Here is a 19,973-nt window from a genome sequence, read left to right as displayed (position 1 = left end):
GCCATGAAAGGCATGAATGCATCGTCAATTGCAAGGAGGTGACTAAAAACTCTGTCCGATACCGGCATAGATTCCGTAATGGTCGCCATCGGGATAGCGGTCGAGCGGAACGGCGACATCGAGGCGGATCGGGCCGAAGCCGGTCAGATAGCGCACGCCAATGCCGGCGCCGGCGCGGATATCGGAAAAGTCGGGGAACTGGTCGGCGGAGACATCGGCGGCATCGATGAACGGCACGACCTGGATGTTTTCGGTCACGCCGATGCGGGCCTCCAGCGTCGCCTCGACATAGGAGCGGCCGCCGGTCTCCTCGCCATTGGCGAGCCGCGGCGAGATCGATTTGTAGGCATAGCCGCGCACGCTGCCGCCGCCGCCGGCATAGAAGCGGTCGTTCGCGGGAATGTCCTTGAGGTCGCCGCCGCCGACAATCGTGCCGGCGCCCACGCGGGCTGCAAGGGTGAAACGGTCATCCTCGCCGGCCGAGAAATAGGTGGAACCGACGGCATCGAAGGAGGTGAAGAAATTGCCGCCCAGGAAATCATAGGAAGGCTCTGCCGTGGTGATCAGGTAGATGCCCTCGGTCGGGTTCAGCGGGTCGTTTCTCGTGTCGCGGTCGAAGCCGATCGGTGCGGAGAAGGTCAGGTAGTCCTCGGTGCCGAAGGCGTCCTTGATGTGCGAATAGTCGAGCGTCAGGCCGGCGCTGATCGTGTTGTACTCGTTCTGCTCATAGGTGTAGCTGACGCTGCCGGCCACCGATTTGGCATTATAGGCGTCCGGGTTCTCCGTCGCTGTCAGCAGGCTTGCGGTAAACATGCCGGACGGATGGAACAGGCCGGGCTTGGTGAAGGTGATGCCGCCGGCGAGATCGAGCGAGTTGACGCCGTAATCGTCCGACGCGCCGATCCGCGACACGCCGGCTTCAAGCCGCAGCCCCTCGGCCTGACCGAACAGGTTGCGGTGGCCCCAATAGCCTTCCAGCCCGAGCCCGTCGATCGATGATACGGTGGCGCCGAAGCCGTAATAGCGGAACTTGCCGTCGCGCACCGTGATCGTCGTCGGCAGTTGGCCGTTATCGTCCAGCGCGCTCGCGGTGGTGATCGTCACCGAATCGAAGGTGTTCAGCGAGCGCAGGCGGTTGGCGGCGGCGGTGAGCTGCTCGGGCGAATACTGCTCGCCGGGCTTCAGCCGCGAATAGCGCCGGATGAAATCGGGTTCGACGGCCTCCGAGCCTTTCACGGCGATTGCTCCGAGGTCTGCGACCGGCCCGTCATCGGCGCGAATATCGACATCGACCGTGGAATTCGCGTGATCGGCAATCACCTCGCGCCGGGTGATGGTCGCGAACGGGTGGCCCTGATCCTTGAGCTCGGTGGTGATCTCGCGCGCTGCCGCGAGAATGGTGGTCGAATAGGCAGGCTTTCCGGCCACGAGATCGAGCTTTGCGGGGTTGAAGCTTGCCGGCGCGCCTTCGAGGTTGATCCGCGCGAAGGTGAACATCGGCCCGGCCTCAATGGAGACGTTGACGGGAACGGGATCCTCGCGCCCGAAATCGGGCAGGCCGACGATATCCTCGATCGACTGTCCGTCGACGGTGATATTCACCAGCCCGCCATAATAGGCCTTCTCGAACAGCGAGCCGACGAGAATCTGCAGGTCGTCGCGCGCCTTCACCAGCACGCCGAGATCGCCGTCAACGGGCTGGCGCTCGTCGCTGACCAGCGCCGAGCGCCTGCGCAGGAAGCTTTCCAGCTCGCTGTCGCCGCCGGTCACGCTGAAGGTAACGGTATAGTGGACGGGGTCCTGGATGGAGGAAATATCCACCTCCTCCTCGCCCCAGAGATGGATGCCGAACAGGCTGAACGCCTGCGCCTCGCCGCCGGCGGCGAAGATCGCAACGGATATCGCCGGCAGCAGCCTGAGCGCGCGGGATATTCCTGAACTTTGCCGTTTTGAACGGGGTACCATCTTCAACTCGAACCGGATCGCAAAATGTACATATGCGATAAAATATTAGCAGGTTTCCAAATGCATAGCCCAAGAAAACCGAAAACCCGGCAACAGCATTAACCGTTGGTTACGGTCGCTGTATGTCGGGTCTCGTTTGCCATGGACAATCGCCGCAATTGACGCGCCTTGGCGGGGCCGCGTCCTTTTGAGGCGGCGGCCCTGTCTCTTACCGGTAGCCGGGGGGGCAATCGTCGGTGTATTCGCGGCCGTAGCGGTCACGATAGTAGCACTTGCCGGGCTGGTTCTCGACAGCACGGCCGACGAGAGCGCCGGCGCCTGCGCCGATTGCGCCGCCGACGAGCGCGCCGCCGAGGCCGCCGCCGTCAATCGCCGTGCCGACCAGGGCGCCGGTGCCGGCGCCGATGGCCGCACCTTCCTGGGTGGGCGTGCAGGCCGTTGCCGCAAGCGAAGCAACGCCGATCACAATTCCTGCAAAAATCTTTTTCATGATTCCCTCATCACCTTTTGCGCTTTGGTTCCGCCGCGATCCGACCGCTCCATTGTCCCGGACCCGATCGCCGCCGTCCCTCACATGCAGCCTGCGGCCGCTCTTCCAACACATACCCGAATAGCGTTCCGGCGAAAAGCAAAAAGGTCTTGCGCCGGCCTGTTACGCCTTAGGTAGATGATTAATGTCCGGGGAGGCGATAGGTTCCAAATTTCCGAAAAATCCGAATCTGTGCGGCAAATTGACCCTGATCAAGTTTTGGTCAGGCGGTTGCGCGTAGGTAAAGTTTGGAATAGTTCAAACTAAGGGCTGATTGTCGCAGGATCAGGAAACAGGCCGCGATACGGGTTGACGGGGCGCGCTCTTCGTCAAATCCTGTCGGAAAACAACAAGGCCGGTGGTGGAGCATCAGGGTAATGGATTTCGAAGCATTCTTCAAAAACGAGCTGGCGGAACTGCATGATGAGGGCCGCTACCGCGTTTTCGCCGAACTGAAGCGTCATCGCGGCGAATTCCCGCGCGCCTCCCGGTTCAAGGATGGCGCCGCCTCCAACGTCACCGTCTGGTGTTCCAACGATTATCTCGGCATGGGCCAGTGTCCCACCGTGATCGCCGCCATGCAGGAGGCGATCGAGGCTTGCGGGGCAGGAGCCGGCGGCACACGCAATATTTCCGGCACCAATTACTACCACGTCCAGCTTGAGCAGGAACTGGCCGACCTCCACCACAAGGAAGCAGCCCTGATCTTTACCTCCGGCTATGTCTCCAACTGGGCGACGCTTGGCACGCTGGGCGAAAAAATCCCGGGCCTGATCATCTTTTCCGACGCGCTCAACCACGCCTCGATGATCGAGGGCATCCGCCACGGCAAGTCGGCGCGGGCGATCTTCCGCCATAACGACCTCAACGATCTCGAGGCCAAGCTGAAGGCCGCCGATCCGGATGCGCCGAAGCTGATCGCCTTCGAATCGGTCTATTCGATGGATGGCGACATCGCGCCGATCAAGGAAATCTGCGATCTCGCCGACAAATATGGCGCGATGACCTATCTCGACGAGGTCCATGCCGTCGGCATGTACGGCCCGCGCGGCGGCGGCGTTGCCGAGCGCGAGGGGCTGATGGACCGGATCACGATCATCGAAGGCACGCTCGGCAAGGCCTTCGGCGTCATGGGCGGCTATATCACGGGGTCGAAGGCGGTCGTCGATTTCATCCGCTCCTTTGCCTCGGGCTTCATCTTCACCACTGCGTTGCCGCCGGCGCTTGCCGCCGGTGCTGTCGCCTCGATCCGCCACCTCAAGGTCAGCCAGATCGAGCGGACCCGCCACCGCGAACGGGTCGAGACGCTGCGCGCGAAGCTCGATCGTCAGGGCATTCCGCATATGGCCAATCCGAGCCATATCGTGCCGGTGATGGTCGGCGATGCCTCCAAGTGCAAGTGGATTTCGGACATTCTGCTCGATGATTTCGGCGTCTATGTCCAGCCGATCAACTATCCGACCGTGCCGCGCAAGACCGAGCGCCTGCGCTTCACGCCGACCCCGCTGCACACCGATGCCGACATGGACCACCTTGTTTCGGCGCTGCATTCGCTGTGGTCGCAGTGTGCCCTGGCGCGCGCCGTCGCCTGATGGCGGCAACATCCGCGCCGGGACGTTTTTTCAGAAGCGGGCGGAACACGGCCCGCTTTTTTCTTGAAGTTTTCGGCCTTCGGCGTTCTGCTTTGGCAAAACCGTAGCGGAGACTTTTCTCATGACAATTGAAACACGTGTAAACGCGGCCATCGACAAAGCCATCGACCAGGCCATCGGCGAGAAGCGCATCGTGGGCGCAGTCGTCATGGTTGCGCGCGGCGATGAACTCATCTTTTCCCGCGCCGCCGGTCTCGCCGATCGCGAAAGCGGCCAACCTGTTGCCGTAGACACAATTTTCCGTCTTGCCTCCGTCACCAAGCCGATTGTCGCGACGACCGCTCTGGTGATGATGGAGAAGGGGTTGTTTTCGCTTGATGACAGGGTGAGCGATTATCTGCCCTGGTTTCAACCGACCGGTCCGGATGGCGCGCCGGCCGATATCCGCGTTCGTCACCTCCTCACCCATACGGCCGGACTGGATTATACCGGCGGCGCTGGGCAATTGCCGCCCGACGAAACGGTAAATACGGGCCTGACCGATACCGATCTTACCTTCGAGCAGAATTTTTCCAGGCTGAACCATTTTCCGCTCGCCTTTGCGCCAGGCACGGCATGGGCCTATTCCGTGGCGATCGACATTCTCGGCGCGATGCTGTCCTCTGTCGCCGGCGTCGAGCTGGAAGCCGTTATCCGGCAGCATGTCGTCGACCCGCTCGGCATGGACGACACGCGGTTTTCCGTGACCGACGCGCGACGGCTGGCAACGCCCTATGGCGACGGCGCGCCCGAGCCGGTGCGCATGGGCACGCGCCATACGGTGCATGACGCGGAGGGCATCGCCCTCACGTTCGAGCCGTCGCGCATCTTCAATCCGCGTGCCTATCAGTCCGGCGGCGCCGGCATGGCAGGCACGGCGGGCGATTTCCTGAAACTGCTGCAAGAGCTTGTCAGCAAGCACCGGCTGCTGACGCCTGAGACCGCCAAGGCGGCGCTTTCCGCGCAGACCGGATCGCTTGCCGTGCGCCCGGGCAAGTCATTCGGCTATGTCGGATCGGTTGTCGTCAATCCGGCGGAAGGCGGAACGGTCCTGCCAGAAGGGGCCGTGACCTGGGGCGGGGTCTACGGCAATTGCTGGGCTCTGGACCCGGCAACCGGCACGGCGGCGGTTATCATGACAAATACCGCGGTCGAAGGATGCAACGGCGCCTTTCCCGAGGAGATATGGCGGGCGCTTTTCAGCGCCTGATCAGACCAGCGGCCCGCCGGCGCGCTTCGCTGTCGGCCTGATAGACATCCTCGATCGTCGTCGCGGCCGGGAGATTGTCCATCTCCGCCATCACGCCTTCCGTGATTTCGGCCATTTCCAGAAAGCCGCAGCGGCCTTCGATGAAGGCTTCGAGTGCCACTTCCTTGGCGGCGTTCAGCACCGCGCCCTGCAGACCGCCGCGCGCCATGGCAAGCCGGGCAAGCCGGAGCGCGGGAAAGCGGATTTCGTCCGGCGCTTCAAAGTCGAGCCGCGCGAGCTTGGCGAAGTCCAGCCGTTCCACCGAAAGCGGGCGGCGTTCGGGGTAGGCGAGCGCATAGCCGATCGCCGTGCGCATGTCGGGCGCGCCGAGCTGGGCCAGGATCGAGCCATCGGCATAACCGACCATGGAATGGATGATCGATTGCGGGTGGACCACCACCTCCACCTGTTCGGGCGCAAGGTCGAACAGGTGCTGCGCCTCGATCATTTCCAGCGCCTTGTTGAACATCGAGGCGCTGTCGATCGAGATTTTCAGGCCCATCGACCAGTTGGGGTGGGCGCGCGCGGTCGCCGCATCGACATGGCGCATCTCGTCGAGCGACATCTGACGGAACGGGCCGCCGGATGCGGTGATGATCACCCGGTCGAGCGCGCGGCGCTGGTTTTCCTCGAAGACCTGGAAGATCGCGGAATGCTCGCTGTCGACCGGGATCAGCATGCCGCCCCCGCGTTTCACCGCCTCCATGAACAGCGGCCCGGCGGATACCAGACATTCCTTGTTGGCAAGCGCGATATCCGCGCCGGCGGCGGCCGCCTTCAACGTCGGGGCAAGGCCGGCCGTGCCGACGATCGCCGCCATCACGATGTCATTGTTGCGGCTGGCCGCCTCGTCGAGACCGCTGGCGCCCGAAGCCGCTTCGATGCCGGTGCCGGAAAGCGCTTGCTTCAGGTCGTCATAGCGGCTTTCATCGGCGGTCACCGCCATGGCGGCGCCGTGTTCGATCGCGAGCCGGGCGAGCGCCTCGACATTCGAATTGCCGGTCACCGCGGTGATCTCGAAGGCTTCCCGTCCGCCAAGTTGGGCGATGACGTCGAGCGTGTTGATACCGATGGAGCCGGTCGCGCCGAAGATTGCGATGCGTCGCGTCTGCATGTTTCCGCCTGTCGTTCCTGTCCGTCAGGCTCTAGCGGGTTTTTCGGTGCGACAACAGGGGGCGAGTGGATATTCCCTTGCTTTGTGCCGCCGCCTGCCGTCATGCCGCAAGGCACTGGAAAAACCGGACCCGAGGCTTTATCAAAGTCCGGGGTCGCCTGCGGTGACCGAGAGACGAGGAACGAGGGAGTGCGAGATGGCCGATACTATCAAGCGCGTCGGCGTGATCGGCGCCGGGGCCATGGGCTGCGGCGTCGCCCATGTCTGCGCAGTCGCCGGCTACGACGTCCACCTCATTGACATTGGGCAGCAGCAGATCGAGCGCGGGCTTGCCACCATCAACGGCAATCTTGCGCGGCAGGTGACGTCCGGCAAGCTTGGCGATGACGAGCGCAAGAAGGCGCTGAAGCTGATCACCGCCTCGACCGATCTTCAGGACCTCGCCTCCGCCGATATCGTGATCGAGGCGATCACAGAGGACGAGACGGAAAAGCGGGCGCTTTACGCGAAACTCTGCCCGATCCTGAAGCCGGAAACGCTGCTTGCCAGCAATACCTCGTCCTTCTCGATCACCCGTCTTGCTGCCGCCACCGATCGGCCGGAGCGGTTCATGGGCGTGCATTTCATGAACCCCGTCCCCGTGATGGAGCTTGTGGAACTGGTGCGCGGCATCGCGACCGAGGAGACGACCTTCGAGACCGCGCGGGAATTCGTGCGTTCGCTCGGCAAGACGCCGACCGTTTCGGAGGATTTCCCGGCCTTCATCGTCAACCGAATCCTGCTGCCGATGATCAACGAGGCGATCTACGTGCTTTATGAAGGCGTTGGGACCGTCGACCACATCGACACCGCGATGAAGCTGGGCGCCCGCCACCCGATGGGACCGCTGGAGCTTGCCGATTTCATCGGTCTCGACACCTGCCTTTCGGGCATGCAGATGCTGCATGAAGGCTTGGCCGACAACAAGTATCGCCCGTGCCCGCTGCTGGTGAAATATGTCGATGCCGGCTGGCTCGGCCGCAAATCCGGCCGCGGGTTCTACGATTATCGCGGCGAGGAGCCGGTGCCGACGCGGTAAGGCGTCAGTTGCAACAATTGCTGCCGGACGACAGTTCTTCCAGGATCGGACAGTCGGGCCGGTGGTCGCCGTGGCAATGGTCGGCGAGGTGCTGGAGCGTTGCCTTCAGCCCGGCGAGACGGGCAAGCTTTTCGTCGATCTCGGCGATCTTGGCGGTTGCCAGCGCCTTCACCTCGGCGCTCTCGCGGGCGTCGTCGTCATAAAGCGACAGCAGCAGGCGGCATTCCTCGACCGAAAAGCCGAGATCGCGCGATCGGTGAATGAAGTTCAGCCGGTGGACATGATTGGCGGAATAATCGCGATAGCCATTCTCGGCCCGGTCCGCGATGACGAGGCCGATTTCCTCGTAATAGCGGATGGTCTTTGCCGGAAGTCCCGATTGTTTTGCAGCCTGTCCGATGTTCATCTCAAATTCTCCGCTCATCTGAACATCGGCCATAAAACCGACGCTCTGTTCAGCAGATGTGATGCCTGCTTCAAAAATCTTCAAGTCCGTGGCCGTTGTCTCGCCGCCTGTCTTCGTGCGACGGTGATGAACCTTCAAGAAACGGAGTTCGCATGAAGATCACCGGCGGATGCTATTGCGGCAAGGTCCGCTTCGAAGCCGAAATCGATCCGGATGCTGTGGTGATCTGCCATTGCACCGATTGTCAGCGCCTGAGCGGCTCGCCCTATCGCACCACTGTTCTCGTGCCCCGTGCCGATGTCGAGATCACGTCCGGCGTGACCCGCAGCTATTGGAAAATGGCCGAGAGCGGACGCAAACGCGAGCAGTTTTTCTGCGAAGACTGCGGCTCGCCGCTGTTCACGGGCGGCGAAGGCGCCGATGAAGACGATTGGGGAATCCGCTGGGGCATGATCGACCAGCGCGCTGCGCTGCCGCCGAAACGGCAGATATGGTGTCGCTCTGCCGCTCCCTGGCTTGACCGGGTCACCGCGCTGCCGAGTGAAGCAACGGAATAGGCTTCAATCCTGCGACAGCGCCATGCGCAACATCGCCGAGAGGTCTTCATCGCCGCTGCCGTTCTCCAGGCAGGCCTTGTAGCTGGCAAGGGCCGCGTCGATCGCCGGCGTATCGACATCGTAGCTGTCGGCGACGCTGGCGAAAAGCGTGGCGTCCTTCACCGCGCCGCGCACGGGAAAGCCCACGCTCCTGTCATGGCCGCGAATGCGCGGCGCGCGGGCCTTCAGTGCGGGCGTTCCGCTGGGACTGGTCATCAGGATATCGAGCATCTTGTCGAGGCTGAGGCCGGCGCGCTTGCCGGTCATCAGCGCCTCGCGCAGCACTTCCCAATAGCCGCACAGCACCATGTTGTTGACGATCTTGGCCGCCGCCCCCGTGCCGAGCGGGCCGGTGTGGTGGATGCGGTCGGAGAGCGTGTCGGCAACCGGCATGAAGCGTTCGAAATCGACATCCGCGCCGCCGATATAAAGCCCGGCCTTGCCGGAGATCACCAGTTCCGGCCCGCCGGAGATCGGCGCGTCGATGGCGCTGCCGCCCTTGGCCTTGATGCCCGCCGAATAGCGCTTCAGCAGCGCGGGGCTGACGGTCGAGGTTTCGACCACCAGCTTGCCGGGAAGCGAGGTGGTCAGCAGCGCGTCGAGCACCGCTTCCACCGCCGCGTCGTCGATCAGCGAGGTGAGGATGATATCGGCCTTGTGGGCAAGCGTGGCCGGGTTCAGCGCCACTTCGGCATGAGTCTCTGAAGCAAGCTCCATCGAAACGCCGCCGCGCGACCACACCACCAGCGGAAAGCCATAGGCGGAAAGCCGGCGCGCCATGGCGGTGCCCATGCGGCCCATGCCGCAAATGCCGATCGTCTCCTTGTCCGCCATGTCAGGCCGCCTTTGCCTGATGATATTCCTTGATCGCGATCATCCGGATTTCCGGCGCCCGCTCGCTCTCGTAATTCAGCGAGAAACCGTCCTGCGCCATGAACACCGGATCGCCGTCGAGGTCGCGGGCGATATCGCCGCGATGGCCGGAGATGAATTTTTCCAGATCGGCGTTCTTCTCGGCCGAAATCCAGCGGCAGACGGAAAAACGCGCCATCTCGAAGGACACCGGCAGGCCGTATTCCGCCTTCAGCCGCTCCTTCAGCACGTCGAGCTGAAGCGCGCCGACAACGCCGACGATCGCCGGCGAGCCGTCTTCCGGGGTGAAGAGCTGGACCACGCCTTCCTCGGCCATCTGCTGCAGCGCTTCCTTCAGCTTCTTGGCCTTCATCGCATCTTCCAGCCGCACGCGACGGAGGATTTCCGGCGCGAAGTTCGGCACCCCCTGGAACACCAGCGCCTCGCCATCGGTCAGCGTGTCGCCGATCCTCAGCGCGCCGTGGTTCGGAATGCCAACGACATCGCCGGCATAGGCGGTATCGGCAAGCTGGCGCTGCGAGGCGAAGAAGAATTGCGGTGCGGTGAGGCCCATCTGCTTGCCGGTGCGCGCGAGCCGCGCCTTCATGCCGCGCGTCAGCGTACCGGAGCACACGCGCACGAAGGCGATGCGGTCGCGGTGGTTCGGGTCCATGTTGGCTTGGATCTTGAACACGAAGGCGCTCATCTTCGGATCGGTCGCTTCCACGGTGCGGACATCCGCCACCTGCGCGCGCGGCGCAGGCGCGAAATCGGAAAGCGCGTGGATCAGGTCGCGCACGCCGTTATTCCTCAACGCCGAGCCGAAATAGACCGGCGTCATGTGGCCTTCCAGAAACGCCTGCCGGTCGAAGGCGGGATAGCCGTCGATCGCAAGTTCCGCCATTTCCGCCCAGTCCTGGCGCTCGTGCTCGGGCAGCTTGTCGGACACGACTTCCGGCCCGTTCACCTTGATCAGGTCCGTCTGGCTGTCGCCATAGCGGACCGCGCTGTCTTTCAGGTGATAGGTGCCGGCGAAGCTCTTGCCCTGGCCGATCGGCCAGGTCATCGGCACGGTATCGAGCGCGAGCTTCTCCTGCACTTCCTCGAGAATTTCGAACGTGTCGCGGGCCTCGCGGTCCATCTTGTTGACGAAGGTGATGATCGGGATATCGCGCAAGCGGCAGACTTCGAACAGCTTCAGCGTCCGCGGCTCGATGCCCTTGGCGGCGTCAATCACCATGATCGCCGCGTCCACCGCCGTCAGCGTGCGGTAGGTGTCGTCGGCGAAGTCTTCATGGCCGGGCGTGTCGAGCAGGTTGAAGACGGTGTTGTCATATTCGAAGGTCATCACCGAGGTGACCACCGAAATGCCGCGTTCGCGCTCGATCTTCATCCAGTCCGAGCGGGTCTGGATGCGGTCCTTCTTCGCCTTCACCTCGCCGGCAAGCTGGATCGCGCCGCCGAAAAGCAGCAGCTTTTCGGTAAGTGTGGTCTTCCCGGCGTCGGGATGCGAGATGATCGCGAAGGTGCGGCGGCGGGCAACCGCCTCGGCAAGCGTTTCGGGCATCGGTCGAATATCCTGTTGATGGCGGCCTATGTAGCGATTTGGGCTACAAGATGCAATTGACCTGTCGCACGCCGATGGCGAAGGATGCAGACGAGATTGACGGGGGCCTCGCAACCCACAATCTCCCCCTTAAGGGCAGGGGTATCGCCTATGGCGCAGCTTGCTCCCAATTCTCTCTCCCGCTTGCGGGAGAGATGCCCCGAAAGGGGCAGTGAGGGTGAAGCTGCATACCAGAGCTGTGAGGTCGTTCGCGATGATATGCTCCCCCCTCACTGTCGCTGTCGCGACATCTCTCCCCTCCGGGGCGAGAAGATTGGGGGGCTATGCGAGGGAGATCGGCCAGAGGTGAGGTGGCCGTGCAACGTGACAGGTCCCGGGTGACTGCAATGAACATGGAAACGAAAATGACGCTGAAGCTGAAACGCCTGGAACACGCCGAGGGCATAGAGCCGCCTGCATACGAAACCTCCGGTTCCGCCGGCATGGATATCCGCGCCGCGCTGGACGCGCCGATGACGCTTGCGCCCGGCAAACGCGCGCTGGTGCCGACCGGCTTCATTTTCGAAATCCCGGAAGGCTACGAGGCCCAGATCCGCCCGCGCTCCGGCCTCGCCTTCAAGCACGGCATAACCTGCCTCAACACCCCGGGCACGATCGACAGCGATTATCGCGGCGAGGTGAAAGTGCTGCTCGTCAATCTCGGCGAGGAGGCCTTCACCATCGAACGCGGCATGCGCATCGCCCAGGTCATCATCGCCCCGGTCACGCAGATGCCGGTGACCGTCGTGGATGCGCTGACGGAAACGCAGCGCGGCGCGGGCGGATTCGGGTCGACGGGTGTTTGATGCGCGCTCTCAAGGTACCGCCAAATCGACGTATTTCCGCATTCTTGCCTGTGGTGTAGGCTTTCCGGAAAGCTGACGCAACGCGGGCACGGAGGTTCGTCCATGGACATGATGGAAGCATTCCAGCGGGTCGGGCTGGCGTTGGCGATCGGGCTCCTGGCCGGGATCGAGCGCGGCTGGCAGGAGCGGGATCTTGCCGACGGGCAGCGCGTCGCCGGCATCCGCACCTTTGCGCTTGTCGGGCTTCTGGGCGGGCTGGCCGGTTATCTCGGCGTTGTGACCGGCACGACGGTGCCGGCGATGCTGGCCGCCGGGCTGACGGTCGCCTTTGTCGTGTTCGAATATCTGGCCGCGACCCCGCGGCATGATTTCAGCGTGACCGGCGTGATCGCCGCGCTCGTGGTGTTTGCGCTCGGCATTGTTTCTGCCACCGGCGATATGCGGCTCGCGGCCGCCGGCGGGGTCGTCACCACCGTTCTTCTGGCTGCCCGCCACGCGCTGCACGGCTTTCTCAAGTCCATGACCTGGGTGGAACTGCGCTCGGCCCTGGTGCTTTTGACGATGAGCTTCGTGGCTTTGCCGCTTCTGCCCAACCGCGCGATCGACCCATGGGGCGGGTTCAATCCGTTTTCCGTCTGGCTGATGACGGTGATGATCGCGGCCCTTTCCTATGCCGGCTATGTGGCGATGCGCATCGGCGGTCCGGAGCGCGGCATCCTGTTTGCCGGCGCCACCGGCGGCGTCGTGTCCTCCACGGCGACGACGCTCTCCTTCGCGCGCATTTCCGTCGGTCAGCCGGCGCTGGCGCAAAGGCTCGCGGGCGCGGCGTCGATCGCCGGCGGGCTGTCGCTGGTGCGCTGCTTCGTCATTGCCTCGGTCGTGGCCCCGGTGCTGATGAAACCGCTGGCCGTGGCCCTTGCGCCGGGGCTATGCGCCTTCCTCGCGGCGAGCCTCATCCTGAGCCGTAACGGCAAAAGCGCCGGCGCTAGGTCCGAGCTCGAGCTTTCCAATCCGTTCGAACTGCAATCGGTTTTGCGGTTCGGCGCTTTGCTGGGCGTCGTCGGTTTCGTTGCGAAGGTTCTTGTCGGGTTTCTGGGGCCGGCCAGTATCGTGTTCATCGCGCTGGTGTCCGGGATTCCGGATCTCGATGCCATCACGCTTTCGACCGCGCATCTGGCCGGCAACGCGGTGCCCGCTCATACCGCCGCGGTTGCGGTCTTGACGGCGACGGTCTCCAACCTCGTCACCAAGGTGGTGCTGGCCTATGGCAGCGGCACGCGGGCCTATGGCGGGCTTCTCGGTCTGGTGACGTTGATTGCGATCGTGGTCGGCGGCGCGTGTTTCTGGTGGTACAGCACGTTCTTCCAGTGAAGACGGGCCGGTTGGTTGCGCGATGTGGAATGAATTTGCGGCAGTTGGACGGTAATTGGAATCGCATTCCCCGGGGATGCGGAGCGTGACCTGTTCTTGCCTCGAATTTCCTCTCCCGCGACCCTACCTAGATTGTAACGAATTCAAGGGAGCACAGTCATGGAACAGAACGGCAAGCCCGGACGCGGGAAGGTATACGGATCCATCCTCGAGACAATCGGCGATACGCCGCTCGTTCGCCTCGACAAACTGGCGAAGGAACATGGCGTCAAGGCCAACCTGCTCGCCAAGCTCGAATTCTTCAACCCGATCGCCTCGGTGAAGGACCGTATCGGCTTCGCCATGATCGACGCGCTGGAAAAGGCCGGCAAGATCACGCCCGGCAAGTCCGTGCTGGTGGAGCCGACATCCGGCAATACCGGTATCGCGCTCGCCTTCGCGGCGGCCGCCAAGGGCTACCGGCTGATCCTCACCATGCCGGAATCGATGTCGATAGAACGCCGTAAGATGTTGGCGCTGCTCGGCGCCGAACTGGTGCTGACCGAGCCGCCGAAGGGCATGAAGGGCGCGGTCGCCAGGGCCGAGGAAATCGCCGCCGAAACCGAAAACGCGGTAATCCCGCAGCAGTTCGAAAACCCGGCCAATCCGGAAATCCACCGTAAGACCACGGCCGAGGAAATCTGGAACGACACCAATGGCGATGTCGATATCTTCGTCTCCGGCATCGGCACGGGCGGCACGATCACCGGCGTCGGCCAGGTGCTGAAGCAGAAGAAGAAGGATATCCATGTGGTGGCGGTGGAGCCGACCGCCTCGCCGGTTCTGTCGGGCGGCTCGCCCGCCCCGCACAAGATCCAGGGCATCGGCGCCGGCTTCGTGCCGGGCGTGCTCGACACTTCGGTCTATGACGAGATCGTGCAGGTCGAAAACGACGACGCCTTCGCGCTCGCCCGCGAAGTGGCCCGTCTTGAAGGCGTGCCGGTCGGCATCTCCTCGGGCGCTGCGCTGAAGGCGGCGATCGAGGTCGGCTCGCGGCCCGAGAATGAAGGCAAGACCATCGTGGTCATCATTCCGTCCTTCGCCGAACGTTATCTGTCGACGGCGCTGTTCGAGGGGCTCGGGCAGTAAGGACGCCCAGGTTTTGATGGAAGGCGCGCGGCGAGAGTTGCGCGCCTTTTTTGTATGCCTAGGGGCTGTATTGCTCGCTGTTCGCCGGTTCCCCCGCCTGAGTAAAAGTCGATGGCGGCTGGTCTTGCTCCCAATACTCTCTCCCGCTGGCGGGAGAGATGCCCCGACAGGGGTAGTGAGGGTGGCGCGGCCTCTCGTCTCGTGAGGGCTTTCGCAGTGATAGGCTCCCCCCTCACTGTCGCTCTCGCGACATCTCTCCCTCCGGGGCGAGAAGATTTGGGGGCTATGCGGCGGAGCGATAGGGGCTGTCCGAGGAAGGCAGAGGCGCGCCGGTATCTCGGCCGAGACGGCCCCGCTCACATCCCGTGCAGCACATAGGCAGCCTTCACGGCGGCAGACGCCCGGTTTTCCACCCCGAGCTTCACATAGATGGTTTCGAGATGCTTGTTCACCGTGCGGGTGGAAAGGCCGAGAATTTCGCCGATATCGCGGTTGGTCTTGCCCTTGGCGATCCAGGCCAGCACTTCGGCCTCGCGCGCGGTCAGTGGGAATTCCTTGCGCAGCGCCTCGTCGTCGCTGACGGGGTTGGCGGGCGTGACGCGGAACAGGTATTCGCTGGTTCCGGTCTTCTCCAGAAAGGCGAGCTGGAACAGCTTTTTGCCGTTTTCGGTGATCGGCAGGATGGCGTCGGGGCTCGCCACCGGTTCGCCGCCTGCAAGCCAGTCCGCGAGCTGGCGCGAGACGAAACCGAGATCGGCGCCGGCGCCGACCGCATCGTGGATCAGCCGGCTTGCCTGCGGCGTCATCCAGCGGAGCCCGCCCTGGGCATCCGCGGCCAGCAGGTGGCGGCCGGTCGCATCCAGCGCCACCCGCGCGCTCTGGGTCGAGCGGGCATTGGCGAGATGGACGCGGATGCGGGCGCGCAGCTCATCGATATTGATCGGCTTGGTGAGGTAATCGACCCCGCCCGATTCCAGCGCGTGGACGATATGCTCGGTCTCCGAAAGCCCGGTCATGAAGATCACCGGCGTTTCGGCGGAGGGTCCGGCCTTCAGCCTGCGGCAGGCCTCGAACCCGTCCATCTTCGGCATTACCGCGTCCATCAGCACGATATCGGGCGTGATCCGCTCGACGATCGACAGCGCGCTCGCGCCCGAGGTTGCGATCAGCACCGAATAGCCGGAGGCTTCCAGCGCCTCGGTCAGAAAACTCAGCGCATCCGGACTGTCATCGACCAGGAGAACGATTTCCTGTGGCTCAGCCATCCCCGTCCCCCTCGGCCGGAAGCGATCTCATGAAGCGCAGGAAGCCATCGAGATCGAAACGATCGACATAGCCTGTCGCCGCCTCGACAAACGGCTTGTGCGTGGCCGCGAGCGTCATGAGCTTGTCCTTGATGCCCCGGTGATAGCCGATCTCCGCCAGACGGATCAATTCCGCGCATTCAGTTTTCGGCGGCGGGTCGACCCGTTCCGGCGTTTTTGCCGCCTCGACCGGCGCAGCGTCCGCCGCCTGCCGCCATGTCAGGCCGAGATGCATGCCGAGAACGTCCTTCAGCCGCTTCAGGTTCACGGGTTTGGACAGCGTGTCGTTATGGCTGTCATCGCCGTGGCCGATCTCGGCGTCGTCGCCGATATTGGCCGAGAGCATGATGATCGGCCGCGTCACGCCTCGTTCGCGCAGCGCTGTTGCCAGTTGCCAGCCATTCATGCCGGGCATGCGGATATCGAGCAGGAACAGGTCCGGCGGTTCGATCGCGGTCTGTTCGAGACAGGCCGCGCCGCTTTCGGCCAGCATCACGTTGAAGCCGAGCGGGTGCAGGATATCCGCCATCATCGCACGGTGATCCTCATTGTCGTCGACAACCATGATCGTGCGGCGCGGGCCGTCATAGACGCCGGCGTCCGCGCCGGCTTGCGGCGGCGTCGGGCGGTCGACGGAGGCGAGCATCAGCCGCACCGAGAAGGTCGCGCCCTCGCCGGGGCGGCTCTTGACCGCGATATCGCCGCCAAGCGTGTTGACCAGCAGCTTGGTGATCGTGAGGCCAAGACCGAGGCCCGGCTTGTCGCGCGTTCCCCCGCGCTCGAACGGCTCGTAGATCCGGCCGAGATGCTTTTCGTCGATGCCGCTGCCGGTATCGGTCACGGTGAAGGTGGCGACCTGGCTACGGTAACGGGCATCGAAGGTAACCGTGCCATGATCGGTGAACTTCACCGCGTTCGACAGCAGATTGACCAGGATCTGGCGCAACCGCTTTTCGTCGGTGCGGACATAGGCGGGTAGGTTCCGGTCGCGGCCGTGACGGAAGGCAAGACCCTTGGCCCGGGCCTGAGTCTCGAAGATATCGACGATCTGGTCGAGGAATTCGCCGAGATTGATCTCGTTGGAATAGACCTGCAGCCGACCGGATTCGATCCGGGAAATATCAAGCAGCCCGTCGATCAGGCCGGAAAGATAATCGGCGGAGCGGCGGATCGACTGGATCGCCGGTTGGCGCGCTTCCGGGATCGACGGGTCGCGCTCCAGGAGTTGGGCATAGCCGGAGACGGCGTTGAGCGGCGTTCTGAGCTCGTGGGAGAGGCCCACCACATAGCGGCTCTTTGCGCGGTTGGCGGATTCGGCGGCCTCCTTGGCGGCCTGTAGCGCCGCATCGGTTTTTTCATGCGCCGCGATTTCCTTGAGCAGCAGCGTGGTCTGGCGCGAGGATTCTTCCTCGGCGACCTTTCGGCTGTCCTGGGCCAGCACGAAGAACCAGGCGACCACGCCGGCAATCAGGGCGAAGACGAAGAATACGATCAGCGCGGTGTTGTAGACCACCACCTGCGTTTCCGGCGCCGCGCGCGCGGTCTGATAGGCGATCATCGCCAGGATCGCGCCGATGGCGGTGATCGAAAGCGCGAGCGTGATGCCGTAACGCCCGAGCCGTGTGGCAAGCTGGTCAACGATCCGCGCCGGCAGCAGCTTGTGGGCGACGGTGCCAAGCTGGGCCTCGAATTTCGCATTCGGCTTGCAGAGGTCATGGCAGCGGCTGTCGAGCGAGCAGCACAGCGAACAGATCGGACCCGCATAGGCCGGACACCACGCCATGTCTTCGGGTTCGAAGGCGTGTTCGCAGATCGAGCAGGTGATCGCCGTCTTTTCCTGCCAGCCCTTGCGCTGGCGGCGGGCGAGGTAGTAGCGCCCGCCCGTTCCCCAGGCGATCAGCGGCGAGGCGATCAGCGCGACGAAAAGGGCGATGAACGGCGCGAAGGAGACCGCGAGCGCGCCGAACAGGCCGAAATGGGCGGCAAGGGCGATCGCGCCGGAGAGGAACATTGCGCCCAGGCCAACGGGATTGATGTCGTAGAGATGGGCGCGCTTGAACTCGATGCCGGGCGGCGACAGGCCGAGCGGCTTGTTGATGAACAGATCGGCGGAAATCGTCGAAAGCCAGGCCATGGCGACGATCGAGAACACGCTGAGCGAGGCCTCCAGCAGCCGGTAGATGCCAAGCTGCATCAAAAGCAGCGCGATCGCGACATTGAACACCAGCCACACCACCCGGCCGGGATGGCTGTGGGTCAGCCGCGAGAAGAAGTTCGACCAGGCGAGCGAGCCGGCATAGGCGTTCATCACATTGATCTTGAGCTGCGAGACGACCACGAAGGCGGCCATCAGCATCAGCGCTGCCGTCTGGTTCGGGATCATGTAGCCGAAGGCCGTCAGGTACATATGGGCGGGATCGGCGGCCTCGCTCGCCGGCATGCCGGTGGAAAGCGCCAGCACGGCCAGAAACGATCCTGCCATCAGCTTCGGCACGCCGACCACGACCCATCCGGGGCCGGCGAGGAAGATCGCGATGCGGTGACGGAGCTTGCGTTTGCCGGTGGCGGGCAGAAAGCGCAGGAAGTCGACCTGCTCGCCGATCTGGGGCATCAGCGCGAAGATCACGCCGGCGGCGGCCGCAAAGCCGGCCAGCGTGAACGGCGCGGCCATGCCCGGCTCCGCCGCGGCCGCGTTCAGGCCGCCAAAGGCCCGCCACAGCTGGAATTTCTCGAAATCCATGAAGGCGATGAAGATGAAGGGGGCGATGTTGAGCACGATCCAGAACGGCTGGGTGATCAACTGGAACCGCGAGATCATCTGCACGCCATAGGTCACCAGCGGGATCACCACCACAGCGGAGATGATGTAGCTGATCCAGAGCGGTATGCCGAAAGCGAGCTTCAGCGCGCCGGACATGATCGAGGCTTCGATGGCGAACAGAATGAAGGTGAAGCTGGCATAGATCAGCGATGTGACCGTGGAGCCGATATAGCCGAAGGATGCGCCGCGCGTCAGCAGATCGATATCGACGCCGTGGCGGATTGCGTAGCGCGCGATCGGAAGACCCGCCAGCAGCATCACGACGGAGGCGACGATCGCGGCGTAAAACGCGTTGGTGGTGCCATAGGAGAGCGTGATCGTGCCGCCGATCGCTTCCAGCGCCAGAAACGAGATCGCGCCTATCGCGGTCTGCGAAATCCGGCTCGATGAAAACCGCCGCGCGCTCTTGGCGGTAAAGCGCAGGGCGTAGTCTTCCAGCGTCTGGTTGGCGACCCAGCGATTATATTCGCGCCGGACCGGTATGATGCGTTGGCGTGGTGTCATCAATCGCTCGCAAGGAGAGGTGGGACAAATGTTTCGGCATACCGGGCGCTTGGCAAGCAAAAACGCGTGGATATCCGCCCTTGCCGCCGCACTTTTTCCTTTTTCGTTACAATGTTATGCTGATCGCGTGCAGGAAGGACCAACGCGCAGCATCAAAGAGGGGCATCATGGCAAAAGCAGAGAGTGAAACCGCCGGTCACGGCCAGACCTTCGGTACCGAGGGCATTGCGCCGATGGATCGCCCGAGCGCCGTCACGCGCTTCTTCATGGGCATCGTCAACTGGGCCGAGAAGCTCAACCTGAAATACGCCATCCACGGCAACCCGCCGGTATATGACAATGCCACATTCCCGTGGTCGAAGGAGATCGAGGCGGCAGCGCCCGCGATCCGCGCCGAACTCGACAAGGTGCTGCTGCGCCAGGCGGAGCTGCCGAGCTTTCAGGACATCTCCACCGATGTGAAGACGATCTCCGACGACAATCACTGGAAGACCTTCTTCCTGCTCGGATACGGGCTGAAATCGGAGCAGAACATCAAGGCCTGCCCGAAGACCTGGGAGGCGATGCAAAAAATCCCCGGCCTCACCACGGTGATGTTCTCGATCTTTGAGCCCGGCAAGCATCTGCCGGCGCATCGCGGCCCCTATAACGGCGTGCTGCGCCTCCATCTCGGCATGATCGTGCCCGAGGCCGAACCCGATCAACTCGCAATCCGCGTCAAGGACCAGATCTGCCACTGGGAGGAGGGCAAGGTGCTGATCTTCGACGATGCCTATGAGCACGAGGCCTGGAACCACACCGACAAGACCCGCGTGGTGCTGTTCGTCGATTTCGTCAAGCCGACCCGTTTCCCGGCCAAAATGGTCAACTGGATGCTGATGAACCTCGCCGTGTTCACGCCCTTCATCCGTGAGGGGCTGGATAACCACAAGGACTGGGAAAAGAAGTTCTACGCCGAGGCCGAGGCGCTCAGGAACCGGCCGTGAGGCATGGGGGTTGCTCTGCGACGGCCG

General features: G+C 63.4%; 16 protein-coding genes. 8 read left to right on the top strand and 8 right to left on the bottom strand.

Going from position 1 to position 19,973, the window contains the following annotated elements; genetic code table 11:
• Nucleotides 1-42: 42 nt before the first annotated feature.
• A complete protein-coding gene (locus tag V6766_RS11025) occupies nucleotides 43-1,965 on the bottom strand; it encodes an autotransporter assembly complex protein TamA (RefSeq protein ID WP_448466366.1) in 1,923 nt (640 codons plus the stop codon).
• A gap of 208 nt (nucleotides 1,966-2,173) precedes the next feature.
• Nucleotides 2,174-2,455: a glycine zipper domain-containing protein gene (locus V6766_RS11020; RefSeq protein WP_230721098.1), complete on the bottom strand. Its 282-nt coding sequence runs from the start codon at nucleotides 2,453-2,455 to the stop codon at nucleotides 2,174-2,176.
• Between the two features lie 416 nt (nucleotides 2,456-2,871).
• Here V6766_RS11020 and hemA point away from each other — a divergent pair, with 416 nt between their 5' ends.
• Both hemA and V6766_RS11010 read left to right on the top strand, forming a co-directional pair.
• The gene (gene hemA / locus V6766_RS11015) at nucleotides 2,872-4,086 is read left to right on the top strand and encodes a 5-aminolevulinate synthase (RefSeq protein ID WP_448430676.1); all 1,215 of its coding nucleotides are present in this window, start codon (nucleotides 2,872-2,874) and stop codon (nucleotides 4,084-4,086) included.
• A 121-nt stretch (nucleotides 4,087-4,207) separates the two neighbouring features.
• Nucleotides 4,208-5,335 carry a serine hydrolase domain-containing protein gene (locus tag V6766_RS11010; protein WP_448466364.1) on the top strand — a complete coding sequence of 376 codons (1,128 nt, stop codon included), beginning with the start codon at nucleotides 4,208-4,210 and terminating at the stop codon, nucleotides 5,333-5,335.
• Here V6766_RS11010 and dxr read toward each other — a convergent pair.
• Nucleotides 5,325-6,488: a 1-deoxy-D-xylulose-5-phosphate reductoisomerase gene (gene dxr / locus V6766_RS11005; protein WP_448466362.1), complete on the bottom strand. Its 1,164-nt coding sequence runs from the start codon at nucleotides 6,486-6,488 to the stop codon at nucleotides 5,325-5,327. The two genes, V6766_RS11010 and dxr, sit on opposite strands and share 11 nt — an antisense overlap.
• A gap of 196 nt (nucleotides 6,489-6,684) precedes the next feature.
• Between dxr and V6766_RS11000 the strand changes: the two genes are divergently transcribed.
• A complete protein-coding gene (locus tag V6766_RS11000) occupies nucleotides 6,685-7,566 on the top strand; it encodes a 3-hydroxybutyryl-CoA dehydrogenase (protein WP_448466360.1) in 882 nt (293 codons plus the stop codon).
• 4 nt (nucleotides 7,567-7,570) lie between these two features.
• Here the strand turns inward: V6766_RS11000 and cueR are convergent, their stop codons facing one another.
• A complete protein-coding gene (gene cueR / locus V6766_RS10995) occupies nucleotides 7,571-7,972 on the bottom strand; it encodes a Cu(I)-responsive transcriptional regulator (protein WP_448466358.1) in 402 nt (133 codons plus the stop codon).
• A 152-nt stretch (nucleotides 7,973-8,124) separates the two neighbouring features.
• Between cueR and V6766_RS10990 the strand changes: the two genes are divergently transcribed.
• Nucleotides 8,125-8,529: a GFA family protein gene (locus V6766_RS10990; protein ID WP_448466356.1), complete on the top strand. Its 405-nt coding sequence runs from the start codon at nucleotides 8,125-8,127 to the stop codon at nucleotides 8,527-8,529.
• A 3-nt stretch (nucleotides 8,530-8,532) separates the two neighbouring features.
• Here the strand turns inward: V6766_RS10990 and V6766_RS10985 are convergent, their stop codons facing one another.
• Nucleotides 8,533-9,402, bottom strand: a complete 870-nt coding sequence (locus V6766_RS10985; protein WP_448466354.1) for an NAD(P)-dependent oxidoreductase — start codon at nucleotides 9,400-9,402, stop codon at nucleotides 8,533-8,535.
• A gap of 1 nt (nucleotide 9,403) precedes the next feature.
• Nucleotides 9,404-10,987: a peptide chain release factor 3 gene (locus V6766_RS10980; protein WP_448466352.1), complete on the bottom strand. Its 1,584-nt coding sequence runs from the start codon at nucleotides 10,985-10,987 to the stop codon at nucleotides 9,404-9,406.
• A 386-nt stretch (nucleotides 10,988-11,373) separates the two neighbouring features.
• Here V6766_RS10980 and dut point away from each other — a divergent pair, with 386 nt between their 5' ends.
• The 3 genes from dut (at nucleotide 11,374) to cysK (ending at nucleotide 14,331) form a co-directional block, all read left to right on the top strand.
• Entirely contained in the window at nucleotides 11,374-11,832 is a 459-nt protein-coding gene (gene dut, locus V6766_RS10975) for a dUTP diphosphatase (protein ID WP_448466350.1), read from the top strand.
• 102 nt (nucleotides 11,833-11,934) lie between these two features.
• Complete coding sequence (locus V6766_RS10970) at nucleotides 11,935-13,203, top strand: MgtC/SapB family protein (RefSeq protein ID WP_448466348.1); 1,269 nt, start codon at nucleotides 11,935-11,937, stop codon at nucleotides 13,201-13,203.
• Between the two features lie 159 nt (nucleotides 13,204-13,362).
• Nucleotides 13,363-14,331, top strand: a complete 969-nt coding sequence (cysK, locus tag V6766_RS10965) for a cysteine synthase A (RefSeq protein ID WP_448466346.1) — start codon at nucleotides 13,363-13,365, stop codon at nucleotides 14,329-14,331.
• 356 nt (nucleotides 14,332-14,687) lie between these two features.
• Here cysK and V6766_RS10960 read toward each other — a convergent pair whose 3' ends face one another.
• Nucleotides 14,688-15,596 carry a response regulator gene (locus V6766_RS10960; protein WP_448466344.1) on the bottom strand — a complete coding sequence of 303 codons (909 nt, stop codon included), beginning with the start codon at nucleotides 15,594-15,596 and terminating at the stop codon, nucleotides 14,688-14,690.
• Nucleotides 15,589-18,960, bottom strand: coding sequence for a hybrid sensor histidine kinase/response regulator (locus V6766_RS10955; RefSeq protein WP_448466342.1), 3,372 nt, complete (start codon nucleotides 18,958-18,960; stop codon nucleotides 15,589-15,591). The genes V6766_RS10960 and V6766_RS10955 overlap by 8 nt, the downstream gene beginning before the upstream one ends.
• Before the next feature lie 167 nt (nucleotides 18,961-19,127).
• Between V6766_RS10955 and V6766_RS10950 the strand changes: the two genes are divergently transcribed.
• On the top strand, nucleotides 19,128-19,946 hold the full coding sequence (locus tag V6766_RS10950; RefSeq protein WP_448466340.1) for an aspartyl/asparaginyl beta-hydroxylase domain-containing protein: 819 nt from the start codon (nucleotides 19,128-19,130) through the stop codon (nucleotides 19,944-19,946).
• Nucleotides 19,947-19,973: the final 27 nt, after the last annotated feature.

This window comes from Martelella sp. AMO21009, assembly GCF_053484295.1.
Note: the sequence above shows the minus strand (reverse complement) of the source record. Positions and strands in the feature narration are given on the sequence as shown.